Raw genomic sequence first — 14441 nt, forward strand, 5'->3', positions numbered from 1 at the left:
AAGAATATGAAATCCTTCGCAATAATAGGTCTTGGAAATTTTGGTACAACTTTAGCTCTTACACTGGCGCAGAATCAGCATCAGGTTCTTGTTATCGACGAAGATGCCGAAAAGGTGGAAGAAATAAGCGATTACGTTACAAATGCCGTTATAGGCGATTCCACTGACCGCGCAGTTCTTGAGACCGCGGGAATTACTGATTACGACTGTGCTGTGGTGGCAATTTCAAATAATATGGAGTGCAGTATTCTAACTACACTTCTTCTTGAAGATATGGGGATAAGTCAGGTGGTGGCACGCGCCGTAAGCGACAATCATGCTAAGGTTTTACAGCGCGTCGGTGCCGATATCGTTGTATTCCCCGAACGTGATATGGGCGAAAAGCTGGCGTATAAGCTTGATAAAAACAATGTACTTGATTACATCGAATTCAGCGAGGATTATTCTCTTGTCGAAGCAAAGGTGCCTGTGAGATGGGTTGGTAAATCGTTGCGTGAGTTGGATATACGCCGTAAATACAAAATAAACATCATTGCCGTTATAAAGGATCATCCATACAGGAAAATAGAAATCAACCCCGACCCGGATGCACCCTTTGAGGCAGATGATACTCTTGCAATGGTGGGACTGAATTCCGATTTGGATAAGGTGAACGGCTGATGGAGAGTATCACTTCAAGAAAAAATCCGCTAATTTTGGAAATTTCAAAACTGAAAATGAAAAAATACCGTGACGAAAAAGCGCTTTTCATAGTTGAAGGCAAAAAGCTTTTTTCGGAGGCGGTGAAAGCGGGACTTGTCCCAAAATATGTTTTTCTTTGCGATGATGCGTCGGAAGAAGTTGAGGTTTGCTTTGATAATTGCCGAACATTTTCACTAACTCGCCAGGTATATGAAAAAATAACCACAGAAAAATCTCCCCAGGGTATAATGGGTGTATTTCCGTACGGCGAAAATATAATAAGATGCAATGATGACATATCGGAAAACGAAAGTTTTAATAAAATTAATGAAGTATTCAAATCTGCAACAAATGGCTACATTATAATAGAGAATGTGCAAGACCCCGGAAACGTTGGAACAATTATCCGCACCGCACTTGCTTTCGGTATCGATGCGGTGCTGTGTGTAGATGGGGCGGATGTGTATAATCCCAAAACCATGCGTGCGGCGATGGGGGCACTTTTCGGAATGAAAACAGTTATTTGCCGTGATATTTTTCAGGCTGTTAATTTTGCACGTAAAAGTACATCAGCCATATATGCGGCGGCACTTGATAAAACCAGCATTTCGATTGATAAAGCCGATTTCTCACAGCCACGTGCCGTCATGATAGGTAATGAGGGCAACGGGCTTACCGCCGAAGCATTATCTGTTTGTGACAGTCGGGTAATAATACCTATAAGCGACAAATCCGAGTCGCTTAACGCAGGAATTGCGGCAGCCGTTTTCATGGATCATATGAGGAGGCATTAACATTAACGAGCTTGTATACTGGGTCTGGCTTTCGCTGTGTTATTCTTCGAGCAGTAATATTCCCAAAAAGCTTATAGAGCATTTCGGTTCACCGCAAAATGCGTTTGAGGCCTCAGATGAGGAATATAAATCGCTCACGCGTAAGCCTGAACCTTTGATGGATAAAAATTTGGATATTGCCACAGATATTGTTAAATACACCGAACAAAACGGTGTAACTGTTATTACCTATAATGATGTCAGATATCCGAAAAGACTTAAAAGAATTGATAACTGTCCGATTGTTCTTTACTGCAAGGGAGACCTCGGATGTCTTGATGAATTACCGTCGGTAGGTGTTGTAGGTACGCGAAGATACAGCGCGCAGGGCGAACGAATTACAAAGCGTATTTCCTACGACCTTTCGCGAAGCGGTTTCACCATTGTCAGCGGTCTTGCAAGGGGAATAGATTCCTTTGCACATAAAGCGGCACTTTACAATAAATCCAAAACCGTTGCTGTTCTCGGATGTGGTATAGATGTGATATATCCTCCCGAAAACCGTGAACTTACATTAAGAATGTATGAAAACGCTTTGGTAATAACTGAGTTTGCGCCCGGTACAAGACCGCTTGCCTGGAACTTCCCCGCGCGTAACAGAATAATAAGTGCACTTTCGGATGTGGTTTTTGTGGCGGAGTGTACACTTAAAAGTGGAACCATAATCACCGCTGACCACGCATTTGAACATAATATACCGGTCTGTATGCATGATGCTTTGTGCGGTGACGCATTGGGATATCTCAAGGGCAAGGGTGCTGTGAGCGTTACCAATTCGGATGACATAACATGCCGTTTGCGCGAGCGTTATCCACAACTTAAGCCGATAAGCGAGCTTCCGAAGCTTGAAAAGCTTTTGCCGGATGAGGTAGTGGTAACCGTTTCACCGCTAAACCCATTTAAACCGTCGCCTAAAAAGAAATCCGACGTCATAATAAAAGAAAATATCATTTCTGACCCTGTTCCCGAGAGAAAAACAGAAATCATACAACCGACGACTGATGTACTTGATGAGCAGGAAAAAGCTGTATTGAAGCTGTTGGAAATAAAGCCCATGGATATTGACCAGATGGCTGAAAGCGGATTTGACGTTTCTCAGCTTCTCAGAACTCTCACCATTCTTGAAATAAAGGGTATGGTTATTTCCGTCGCAGGCGGAAAATATGTAAAAAACTTAGCTGAAAGGATATAAATCGTTATTTCATTATGAAAAAAACACTGGTAATCGTGGAGTCTCCCGCTAAAGCAAATACAATTAAAAACTATCTCGGCTCCGGCTATAAGGTCGTTGCCTCCAAAGGACATTTGCGCGACCTGCCAAAAAGCACATTTGGCATAGATATAGAGAATAATTATGAGCCCAAGTATATAAATATCCGCGGAAAAGGTTCGTTGATTAATGAATTGAAAAAGGAAGCAAAGACCTCTCAGCAGGTTTTCCTTGCAACTGACCCTGACCGCGAGGGAGAGGCTATTTCCTGGCATCTTGCGCAGATGCTGGGACTTGATATCGAAAAGCCCAACAGAGTAACCTTTAATGAAATTACAAAAAATGCCGTGCGTTCTGCAATAGCATCTCCCCAGGCAATAAACATGGATAAAGTAAATTCACAGCAGGCGCGCCGAATTGTGGACAGAATTGTGGGCTATAAACTCAGTCCACTTTTGTGGAAAAAGGTCAGAAACGGGCTTTCTGCAGGACGTGTTCAGTCCGTTGCTACAAAAATGATTGTTGAGCGTGAGGAAGAAATAGCCGCTTTCGTGAGGGAAGAGTATTGGACCATTGATGCAAAATTCCTTTCGTCTTCACAGAAATCTTTCAAGGCTTATTTTTACGGCAACCGTGCGGGAAAAACAGAGCTTGCCGACAAACAGGCGGCAGATAAAGTTCTGAATGCGCTTGATGGTGCGGCTTTCCATGTGGATCATATCAAGAAGAGCAAAAAAACAAAAAATCCTCCCGCACCGTTTATCACATCACAGCTTCAGCAGGATGCATACCGCCGTCTTAATTTCCAGAGTATACGCACTATGCGTATTGCCCAGGAACTTTACGAAGGTATTGTTATCGGAAATAAGGGCGAACAAGGTCTTATTACCTATATGAGAACCGACTCCACGCGCATCTCCGACGAGGCGCAGGCGGCGGCAAAAAGCTATATAGTTTCTAACTATGGTGAGAATTACTATCCTTCTGTTCCCAATGAGTACAAGAGCAAAAAGAAGGTTCAGGATGCTCACGAAGCTATCCGTCCGGCAGATGTAAATCTCCGCCCCGACGATATAAAGCCTTTTCTTACCAATGAGCAGTACAAGCTGTATAAGCTTATCTGGGAACGCTTTATAGCCAGCCAGATGTCACCTGCGCTGTATGACACACTCAGTGTTGATATAGTTTCCGATACCAAGGATGAATATGTATTCCGCGCGTCGGGAGACACACTGAAATTTGCCGGCTTTACCACTATATATAAGGAATCTACCGACAACGATGAGCCAAAGCAGGAAAAAGCATCAAAAATTCCCGCACTTTCCGACGGAGAGCCTGTAACACTGGAAGCCTTTGAGCCGGCACAGAACTTTACTCAACCACCTCAGAGGTATACAGAAGCAACCCTCATAAAGGCGATGGAGGAAAAGGGGATAGGACGTCCCAGCACTTATTCTCCCACGCTTTCCACAATAATTTCCAGAGGATATGCCGAACGTGAGGGTAAGTTCCTTAAGCCCAAGCCGTTGGGTACCGTTACCACTGATATTATGCGCGATAATTTTGCCACTGTTGTGGATTATAAATTCACCGCAAATATGGAAGATGACCTGGATGCCATAGAAAACGGTGAGAAGGATTACAAGAAAATAGTTGATGAGTTTTACGGCGAATTCAACACACTTCTGAAAAAAGCAGAATCTACGCTTCAGAAAGAAGAAATCGACGTTCCGGTTGAAAAGCTTGATGTCAAATGTGAAAAATGCGGTGGGGATATGGTTATAAAGCGCGGTCGCTTCGGTCGTTTTGCCGCTTGTGCCAACTATCCTCAGTGCCGTAACACCAAGCCGCTTGACAAAACGGGCAATATTGTTGCTCAGGAGCCTCCAAAGCCGGTAGAGGGCATGAAATGCCCCGAATGCGGTTCTGACGTATTCCTCAGAAGCGGTGCATACGGCGAATATTATGCCTGTGCAAAATACCCCGAATGTAAATACACAAAGCAGATTCAGAAAAAAATAGGAGTCAAATGTCCCAAATGCGGCGGTGACATTGTTGAAAAGCGAGGCAAAAAGAAAATATTCTACGGTTGTGACAATTATCCTAATTGTGATTTTTCCACATGGAATATGCCTACCGACAAAAAATGTCCCGAATGCGGAAGCATTATGGCGCTTCACAAGTATAAAGCCGGCGACAAACTTGTTTGCATAAACACAGAGTGCGGACATAAAGAAGATGCCGCTGTTAACAGCTGAGGAAATTATGATTAATGTTATAGGAGCAGGTCTTGCGGGCTGTGAGGCAGCATGGCAGGCGGCAAAGCGCGGATGCGAGGTTCGCCTTATAGAAATGAAGCCGCATAAGTTCACTCCCGCTCACCACAGTGAAGGATTTGCTGAGCTTGTCTGTTCAAATTCACTAAGGTCAAACCAGCTTGAAAATGCAGTGGGACTTCTTAAAGAAGAAATGCGCCTTCTGGGCTCTCTGATAATAGAATCTGCTTATGCCAATATTGTCCCGGCAGGCAGTGCATTAGCGGTGGACAGAACAGCTTTTTCAGAGTACATCACCGAAAAGATTAAGAATCATCCGCTGATACATGTTGAACAGCGGGAAATAACCGACCTTGGCGAGTTTTCGGATGAAATTACCGTTGTTGCTACCGGACCGTTGACATCCGATGCACTTTTTGATAATCTCAAACAGCTTCTCGGTCTTGAATATCTTTCTTTTTTTGATGCGGCGGCACCCATAGTGGAGTTTTCCAGCATCGATACCGAAAAAGCATTTTTTGCCTCCCGATACGATAAGGGGGATGCGGACTATATAAACTGCCCCATGACCAAGGAGCAGTATGAGGCTTTTTACAACGAGCTTATAAACGCTCAGACGGCACAGCTCAAGGATTTTGACAATAAAGTGTTCGAGGGATGCATGCCTGTTGAGGTCATGGCAAAACGGGGAATAGAAACTCTTCTCTTCGGACCGCTGAAGCCGGTGGGACTTATCGATCCCAAAACCGGAAAAGAAGCATATGCCACCGTGCAGCTCAGATGTGACAATAAAGCAAAGACAATGTACAATATTGTGGGCTTCCAGACACATTTGACCTTTGGTGAGCAAAAGAGGGTTTTCTCTATGATACCCGGCCTCGAAAACGCCAATTTCCTGCGTTACGGAGTAATGCACCGCAATACATTCATAAATTCACCAAAGCTTATGTCTCATTTCTATTCATTGAAGAATAACCCACGTCTGTTTTTTGCAGGTCAGATGACAGGTGTGGAAGGATATGTCGAATCCGCCTCGTCCGGGCTTATGGCGGGTATAAATGCCGCTTGCCTCGAAAACGGACAGCCTCAGACAGCGTTCGGTAACATGACTGCAATAGGTGCGCTTGCCGAATACATTTGCGATGAGAGTGTAAGAGAATTCCAGCCCATGAACGTGAATTTCGGTATAATGGCATTGCCGGAAACCAAAATACGCGGCGGCAAAAAAGCCAAAAATGCTTATCTTGCCGAACGGGCACTGAATATTATAAGGAGCTATGCAGATGAAAATAATTGTTGATGCAATGAGCGGAGATAACGCTCCTGTTGAAATAATCAAAGGCGCAGTTCAGGCTCATGCCGAGCTGGGGGTTAATATTATTCTTGTTGGAGACACAGATACCGTAAATAGAGTAATGTCGGAAAATTCCCTTTCCTACGACGGCATTGAAATCTGTCATTCTGAAGGTGTTATCACTATGGAGGATAACCCTATATGTGTTATAAAAAGTAAAAAAGAATCTTCCATGGCAAAAGCATTTACTCTGCTTCGCGACGGTGCGGGTGATGCGGTGGTGTCCGCCGGTAATACCGGTGCGATACTTACAGGCGCAAGCCTTATTCTTAAAAAGATTAAAGGCATAAAGCGTGCCGCCATCGGAACAATAATTCCGCTTGACAATCCCATGCTGCTTTTGGACAGCGGTGCAAATACGGACAATCAGCCTGAATATCTTCAGCAGTTTGCCGTGATGGGATATATCTACATGAAGAACATTTTCGGACTTGAAGCTCCACGCGTAGGGCTTATCAATAATGGTACCGAGGAAACCAAAGGTACCGAAGCGTATGTAAAGGCTCATGAACTGCTCAAGGAAACTGAGGGTATCAATTTCATCGGAAACATAGAGGGCAGAGATATCCCGTCAGGTGTATGCGACGTTATTGTGGCAGACGGTTTTACGGGTAACATCATACTTAAGCTTTGCGAGGGCTTCGGTTCGTATATGTCCCGTACTCTCAAGGGTATTTTCAAAGAGAGCGTTATTACAAAGCTGGGGGCATTTATGGTTCTGCCTCAGGTGAAAGCTCTTAAAAAGAAATTGGATCACACCGAATACGGCGGAGCACCGCTTCTGGGCGTGTCGGCACCCGTCATAAAGGCTCACGGCTCATCAAATGCAAAGGCGTTCAAAAACGCCGTGAAGCAGGCAAAAATATTTGCCGAAACAGGCATAACTCAGGAAATAATAAACGCTATGGCGAAAAAATAAGGGAAGATAAGAGTTAAATGGAATATCCCGTAAGCTTTACACAAAAAACACAGGAATTGCAGAATGCAGTAGGGTACACGTTCAAAAATCCCGTATATATGTATGAGGCGCTGACTCACTCATCGTTTTCGAATGAGCAAAAGAGCCGTCATAAGGATTACCCTTGTAATGAACGTCTGGAGTTTTTGGGGGATTCGGTGCTGTCCTTTGTGGTATCGGATTATATTTTCAACGGCATTGGCAGATACCAGGAGGGCGACCTTACCAAAATACGCTCTGCGGCAGTATGTGAGGATGCTTGTTTTGAATATGCAAAAAAGTTTGAGCTCGGAAAATATATGCTTTTGGGAAAAGGCGAGGAAAACGCGGGCGGCAGAGAGCGCAAATCCATTCTTGCCGATGCGTTCGAGGCTTTTTTGGCGGCTGTTTTTATGGATGGCGGTATCGAGCCGGCACGTGAATTTCTACTGCCTTATATCAAAAAAAGCGTTAACCGTATAATTTCAAACGGCAACCTCAGAGACTATAAGACACTTCTTCAACAGTTTGTTCAGCAGAATAAAGGCGACATTCTGGAGTACCGTCCGATAGGCGAAAGCGGTCCCGACCACAACAAGGTTTTTGAGGTGGAGGTCAGCGTGAATAATAATGTTATCGGCAAGGGCAAGGGTTCTTCCAAACGCGAGGCAGAGCAGTCTGCGGCAAGAGCTGCACTTGAACTGTTCGGGCAGGCGACCAATGATTAAGCATAAGAATATACCGATATTTGTCCCGCATGTGGGATGTCCAAACGACTGCGTGTTTTGTAATCAGAGAAAAATATCAGGTAAAACCGAGTTTGATGCAGATACCGTAGTGCCCGAAATTGAAAGGGCTTTAAGGACCATTCCCGAGGAATGCAGTGTTCAGATAGCATATTTTGGCGGAAGCTTTACGGGTATAGAGCCTGAATTAATGCTAAGGCTTCTGAAAATTGCGTCCGATTATGTGAAAAGTGGTGCCGTGCATTCGGTAAGACTTTCCACACGCCCCGATTTTATAGATGAAAAAGTACTGGATATACTTCAAAAACACCATGTTAAAACCATTGAAATAGGCTTTCAGAGTATGGATGACGAGGTACTGCGCGCTTCCAGGCGTGGTCACACCGCACAGCAAAGCTACCGTGCAGCGGAGCTTATCAAAGCTTACGGATTTGAGCTTGTGGGACAGATGATGACAGGTCTTCCCGGGTCATCTTACGAAAAAGAGATTTTCACCGCATCCGAAATATGTCGCATGGGCGCTGATGCAGCACGAATTTACCCCACGGTAGTGTTTTATGATACCGAGTTGTGCGATATGGCTAAGAATAATGTCTATACACCCATGTCGATAGAGCAGTCGGTTGAGTCGGCATATAACGTATATAAGGTGTTTATGCAAAACGGTGTAGATGTAATACGTTGCGGACTTTGTGCGGCGGATAATCTTTTTGAAGAGGATACCGTTTACTCCGGCGGATACCACGAAGCGCTGGGCGAGCTTGTGGAGTCGCGCATATTTTACGACAAGATAACAGAAAAGCTTACTGCTGAATTAACCAATGAAATTTCCATTGTCGTCGCACGGGGAATGACCTCCCGTGCCGTCGGTCACAAAAAAGAGAACAAAATAAAGCTGTATGAAAATTACGGCATTAAGAAAATGACAATAACCGAAAGCAGTGAGCTTTCGGGATTTGAGGTCAAAATTAATTGAAAGGGTTGAAAGCGGTTGTACTTAAAACAGCTTGAAATACAAGGTTTCAAGTCCTTCCCGGACAAAGTGAAAATTGCGTTTGACAAAGGCATAACCGCGATAGTCGGTCCCAACGGAAGCGGAAAGAGCAATATTTCCGATGCCATAAGATGGGTTTTGGGCGAAATGTCCCCGAAGTCAATGCGCGGCGGAAAAATGGAGGACGTTATTTTCAACGGTACCTCTACCCGCCGACAGGCAAGCTTTGCAGAGGTAACCATGGAGCTTGACAACACCGACCGCAAGCTTGCGTGCGATGAGGACACTGTGTTTGTCACGCGACGTCTGTATCGCTCGGGTGAGAGCGAATATATGATAAATAAAAAGTCCACACGACTTAAGGACATTGTGGAGCTTTTCCTCAACACCGGTATAGGAAAAGAAGGCTATTCGGTAATAGGACAGGGAAGAATTGCCGAAATCATTTCGCAGAAAAGCGATGAACGCCGCGGTATTTTTGAAGAAGCGGCAGGCATTTCAAAATATAAATACCGTAAAAATGAAGCTATCAAAAAGCTGGCGGTGACTTCTGAAAATCAACTCAGGATATTTGATATTCTTTCGGAAACCGAAAAGCGCCTGCCTGTGTTGGAACGCCAGGCGGAAAAAGCCACAAAGTACCGTGAATATATCGGTGTAAAGAAGAATCTTGAAATTTCTCTGTGGTATGAAAGGATAAAGACACTGCGCGAGGAACGCGCAGTGAATGAAGAGAACTGCAACGCGCAGAAGGTACTTCTTGATAAACTTACAGAAAAGCTTGAAGTTACTGAAAATGAAATAGACAAAAAATATATCCTTACCCAGAAGCTCAATGCCGAAGCATCAGAAATACAGGAAAAGCTTAAGGATATAACACGCGAACAAGGTGAAATAAGTGCGAAAATCTCCGTTCATATGAATGACGCGGAACACTTTTCAAAGACTCTTGATGAGCAGAGTGCCAGTATCGACACCGCGCAGAATAGCCTTGATGAGCTTGTACCTCAGCGCGAGAGTTTGTTGAAAGAGTATAACGATAAAATCGAAAGCTCAAAGACCTTTGAACAGCGTGAAAAAGCTCTTGAAGCTCATGGTGAAGAATTGTCGTCAGAGCTTGAAGAATTGTCCCGTCTGAAAACGGAAAAGCAGGCAAAAATAGATCAGACAGACGAAAAAATCACCTCTCATGAACTTCTTATAAAATCCCGCGAGGGCTTTGAAAGTGCACGTAAGCAGCGCATAACCAAGATAGATGAAAAAATCAAGCTGGTTTCGGTTCAGCTTGATGTTCTGAGTGCGGAAAATGCAGAAAAAGAGCAACGCAAAAAAGAAATTTTGGAAAATGCTGCCGAATTTGAAAAAGTGGTTGATGATGAGACACAGGCACTTGATACTCTCCGCGGCGAGCTTGAAGACCTGAGCACTTTACAACAGAATAAACGCCTGAAGCTTATGGAGCTTAATCAGCGCAACGAAACCTTAAAGCGCATGGAGAGGCTTTTGGAGGGCTATGCAGGCAGCGTGAAGGAAATTATGAGGGCGGCTCAGGATAAAATCCTGGTCGGAATTCACAATCCTGTTTCAAAAATAATCCGTTCGGATGAAAAATATGTAGTTGCCATTGAAACTGTTCTGGGCGGAAAAATGCAGAATATCGTGTGTGAAAACGACGAATCTGCCAAGGCGGCAATAGCTTTTCTTAAGCGCACCAATTCGGGAAGAGCCACATTTATGCCTCTCAACACTGTCAGCGGTTCAAGCTTTGTTCCGGTAAACGGTGTCGAAAAAATGCCGGGTTATATCGGCACCGCAAGCAGTGTTTGTACTTATGACAAAATATATGAAAATGTAATCGAAAACCTTCTGGGTAGGACTATTGTTGCGGATAATATCGATAATGCTGCTTCCATTGCAAAAAAATTGGATTTCAGGGTGAGGATAGTAACCCTTGACGGTCAGATAATAAATGCCGGAGGTTCCTTTACCGGAGGTCAGACAGTTGCAAAATCGGGTATTTTGTCACGTAACCGAGACATACTTCAGCTTTCCGAAGAGCTTAAGATCACAGAGGCTCAATTTAACGACGTATCGAAACAGTATGCCGAAAAGGAAGATGCGGTTAAAGCATGTGAGAATAATCTTCGCCAGGCTCAACGCGAATTGTCGGTTGTCAACGAGCGCATAATGGGTATCGAGAACGAATTGAAGCTTGATACGGAACGTCAGCAGAATATACGCGACAGTATTGCGGCGCTGGAAAATGAAAGAAAAGAAATAACGGGCGGTTCAAAGACCGTGGACGAGGAAATAGCGGATATCCGCGGCAAAATTTCTTCTCTTAAAACTGTTCTCGACGGCGAAAAATCAGAATATGAAAAGCTTGACCGGCAGTATAATAAAGTGCAGTCGGAGCTTGAAAAGAACAAAAACGATAAAACTGCATTTTATATCGAGCGTGAATCCTTTAACGGAGAAACGGCACGTATGCGTGATAAGCTCACTTCTCTTTCTGTGCTGATAAACAATGTAAATCAGACTTTGGAAAGCGCTAAAAAGGGTTTGGAAGCCGCAAAAGTTGCCATCAGCAATGCAGATAAGGAAAAATCCGAACTGGAAACCGCATTGGAAGCGCTTAAAAAGGGTGAGGAGGTCATAAAGAATGACCATAAGAGCCTCATGGAGCAGGCAGATAACGCACAAAAAGAACTGTTTGACTTGCGTGCTTCTCAAAAATCCCAAAGTATAGAAAAGGAATCTGTGCTCAGTCTTTACACAACCCTTAAATCCAAGCTGGATGCCAATAATGCCGAAAATGACAATCTTATTTCCATGCTGTGGGAGGAGTATGAATTCACATATACCGATGCGGAAAAGTACGTTGCCGAAAATCCGACAGAAGGTGACAGAAAAGAAAAGAACCGTGCGCTGGGCGAAGTGAAGATGCAGATAAAACAGCTTGGTGCGGTAAATATGGAAGCTGTTGAGCAGTTTGAAGAGGAAAAGAAGAATTATGCCTTTGTAAAGGCTCAATATGACGATATAGACAACGCCAAGAAGGAGCTTGAAAAGCTTATAAGCTCCATTGAAGCCATTATGCGTGAAATGTTTATGCGTACCTTTGAACAGATACGTGAAAACTTCAAGCAGACCTTTGCCGAGCTTTTCGGCGGCGGTTACGGCGAAATTAAGCTGGTTGACAACGGCGATATATTGGATTGCGGTATCGATATCAATATTCAGCCGCCGGGAAAGGTAATCAAGAGCCTTTCGCTTCTTTCGGGCGGCGAGCAGTCATTCGTTGCCATAGCGCTGTATTTTGCAATACTCAATGTTACCCCTGCACCATTCTGCGTGTTTGACGAAATCGAGGCGGCACTGGATGATACAAACGTGTATCGTTTTGGCGAATATATGAAAAAATATATTGATAATACTCAGTTTATCGTTATCACTCACCGTCGTGGCACAATGGAAGCCGCAGATATACTTTACGGTGTCACTATGCAGGAAAAGGGTGTAACCGACTTCCTCAAAATTGACTTTAACCAAATCGAACTGAAAGGATTCAAGGCTGAATAATGGGTTTTTTTGAAAAATTAAAGCAGGGACTTACCAAAACAAAGGAAAGCATTGTCAAACAGGTGGATAACCTTTTCAAGGCTTTTGTTAAGGTAGACGAGGATTTTCTTGAAGAACTTGAGGAGCTTCTCATACTCGCGGATCTCGGTGTGGGTGTGGCGAGCGAAATAATTGATAAGCTTCGTGAAAAAATCAAGGACGAAAGACTGGAAGACAGCGAGCAGGTAAAATCTGCACTCAAAGAGATACTCGTTGAAAGCATAAGCGCGGAGGATAATTCTCTTAAACTGGATACCAAGCCTTCCACTGTTCTCGTAATAGGTGTAAACGGAGTAGGTAAGACTACTTCAATTGCAAAAATCGCTAATTGCCTCAGGCAAAGCGGTAAAAAGGTTCAGCTTGCTGCGGCGGATACCTTCCGCGCGGCAGCTATTGAACAGCTTGAGGTATGGGCAAACCGTGCCGGTGTGGACATTGTTAAGCAAAGTGAGGGCAGTGATCCCGCAGCGGTGGTGTTTGATGCAATTTCCTCAGCAAAGCATAACGGTACGGATGTTCTTGTTATAGATACTGCGGGACGTCTGCATAATAAAAAGAACCTGATGGATGAGCTTAACAAGATAAATCGCGTGATTGATCGTGAGCTTCCGGGGTGCTCCAGAGAGGTACTTTTAGTTCTGGATGCTACAACGGGTCAGAATGCTGTAAATCAGGCTAAGGAATTTAAAAATGCGGCTGATATAACCGGTATTGTACTCACCAAGCTGGACGGAACAGCCAAGGGCGGTATTGTTTTTTCAATAAAGAAAGAACTTGATATCCCCGTAAAATATATCGGCGTAGGTGAAAAAATGGAAGACCTTCAGCCTTTTGTTGCCACAGATTTTGTTAAAGCACTTTTTGACGACGAGGAATAGAGAATTATGAAATTGGTTATTTCATCAAGAAATCAGAAAAAAATCAAGGAACTCAGAAAAATATTTGCCGACAGCATTCCCGAAAACACTCCCGAGCTTCTTTCACTGGATGATATAGGCTTTGAGGGTGATGTTGAGGAAAACGGCACAACCTTTGAAGAAAATGCCATGATAAAGGCAAAGGCGATATATGATTTCTGCGGTCTGCCTGTGTTTGCGGACGACAGCGGAATATGTGCCAATGCATTAAACGGAGAACCCGGTATATACTCAGCAAGATATGCGGGCGAAGACAAGAATGACGAAAAGAATATTGATAAGCTTATTGAAAAGCTTACCGATAAATCCGATAAAAGCGGGTATTTTGTGTGCGTGGTTGCTTACATTGACAAAAACGGAAAACAGCATATTTTCCGCGGCGAGTGCCATGGTACAATAATTGATACGCGCATGGGTGAAAACGGTTTTGGATATGACCCTATATTTTACCTTGAAGAATATAAAAAGACCTTTGCACAGATAGATGCGGATTTGAAGAATAAAATCAGCCATCGAGCTGTGGCGATGGATAAGTTTACACAAAAAATAAAAAAGGAAACGGAAGAACAATGCTGACGAGTAAGCAAAGAGCAACTCTCCGCAGTATGGCAAACGGAATGGATACAATTTTCCAGCTCGGAAAAGGCGGAGTATGTGATAATTTTATAAAGCAGGTGGACGATGCCCTTACGGCACGCGAGCTTATAAAGCTTAGAATACTGGAAGCATCCATGTACAGCGCACGGGAGGCGGCAGAAGAAATAGCTCCTCTTGTTGGCGCTGAGGTGGTGCAGGTAATAGGAACAAAATTTGTCCTTTACCGTCAAAATAAAGAAAAACCGAAAATAGAGATTTAATTGCGTTTATGGTGG

General features: G+C 43.9%; 12 protein-coding genes. All 12 read left to right on the plus strand.

Translation table 11 applies throughout. The features are described from left to right. Window positions 1–6 precede the first annotated feature (6 nt). The 12 genes from E7588_00205 to yhbY all read left to right on the plus strand — a co-directional run bounded on the left by E7588_00205 (window position 7) and on the right by yhbY (window position 14426). Window positions 7–660, plus strand: a complete 654-nt coding sequence (locus tag E7588_00205; GenBank protein MBE6687682.1) for a TrkA family potassium uptake protein — start codon at window positions 7–9, stop codon at window positions 658–660. Continuing rightward, window positions 660–1475, plus strand: a complete 816-nt coding sequence (locus tag E7588_00210) for an RNA methyltransferase (protein MBE6687683.1) — start codon at window positions 660–662, stop codon at window positions 1473–1475. The genes E7588_00205 and E7588_00210 overlap by 1 nt, the downstream gene beginning before the upstream one ends. Window positions 1476–1632: 157 nt before the next feature. After that, window positions 1633–2706 carry a DNA-protecting protein DprA gene (gene dprA / locus E7588_00215; GenBank protein MBE6687684.1) on the plus strand — a complete coding sequence of 358 codons (1074 nt, stop codon included), beginning with the start codon at window positions 1633–1635 and terminating at the stop codon, window positions 2704–2706. A gap of 14 nt (window positions 2707–2720) precedes the next feature. Beyond that, window positions 2721–4982: a type I DNA topoisomerase gene (topA, locus tag E7588_00220; protein MBE6687685.1), complete on the plus strand. Its 2262-nt coding sequence runs from the start codon at window positions 2721–2723 to the stop codon at window positions 4980–4982. A gap of 7 nt (window positions 4983–4989) precedes the next feature. Further along, window positions 4990–6300, plus strand: a complete 1311-nt coding sequence (locus E7588_00225) for a methylenetetrahydrofolate--tRNA-(uracil(54)-C(5))-methyltransferase (FADH(2)-oxidizing) TrmFO (protein ID MBE6687686.1) — start codon at window positions 4990–4992, stop codon at window positions 6298–6300. Continuing rightward, the gene (plsX, locus tag E7588_00230; GenBank protein ID MBE6687687.1) at window positions 6284–7273 is read left to right on the plus strand and encodes a phosphate acyltransferase PlsX; all 990 of its coding nucleotides are present in this window, start codon (window positions 6284–6286) and stop codon (window positions 7271–7273) included. Before E7588_00225 ends, plsX begins: the two co-directional genes overlap by 17 nt. Before the next feature lie 17 nt (window positions 7274–7290). Continuing rightward, a complete protein-coding gene (gene rnc / locus E7588_00235; protein ID MBE6687688.1) occupies window positions 7291–8019 on the plus strand; it encodes a ribonuclease III in 729 nt (242 codons plus the stop codon). Then, on the plus strand, window positions 7922–9013 hold the full coding sequence (locus E7588_00240; GenBank protein ID MBE6687689.1) for a radical SAM protein: 1092 nt from the start codon (window positions 7922–7924) through the stop codon (window positions 9011–9013). Before rnc ends, E7588_00240 begins: the two co-directional genes overlap by 98 nt. Before the next feature lie 15 nt (window positions 9014–9028). Next, window positions 9029–12613 carry a chromosome segregation protein SMC gene (gene smc, locus E7588_00245; GenBank protein ID MBE6687690.1) on the plus strand — a complete coding sequence of 1195 codons (3585 nt, stop codon included), beginning with the start codon at window positions 9029–9031 and terminating at the stop codon, window positions 12611–12613. After that, on the plus strand, window positions 12613–13530 hold the full coding sequence (gene ftsY / locus E7588_00250; GenBank protein ID MBE6687691.1) for a signal recognition particle-docking protein FtsY: 918 nt from the start codon (window positions 12613–12615) through the stop codon (window positions 13528–13530). Before smc ends, ftsY begins: the two co-directional genes overlap by 1 nt. Before the next feature lie 6 nt (window positions 13531–13536). Further along, complete coding sequence (locus tag E7588_00255; protein MBE6687692.1) at window positions 13537–14145, plus strand: XTP/dITP diphosphatase; 609 nt, start codon at window positions 13537–13539, stop codon at window positions 14143–14145. Beyond that, on the plus strand, window positions 14139–14426 hold the full coding sequence (gene yhbY, locus E7588_00260; GenBank protein ID MBE6687693.1) for a ribosome assembly RNA-binding protein YhbY: 288 nt from the start codon (window positions 14139–14141) through the stop codon (window positions 14424–14426). Before E7588_00255 ends, yhbY begins: the two co-directional genes overlap by 7 nt. The last annotated feature ends 15 nt before the right edge of the window (window positions 14427–14441 follow it).

The organism is Oscillospiraceae bacterium, from assembly GCA_015065085.1.
GTDB lineage: Bacteria > Bacillota > Clostridia > Oscillospirales > SIG627 > SIG627.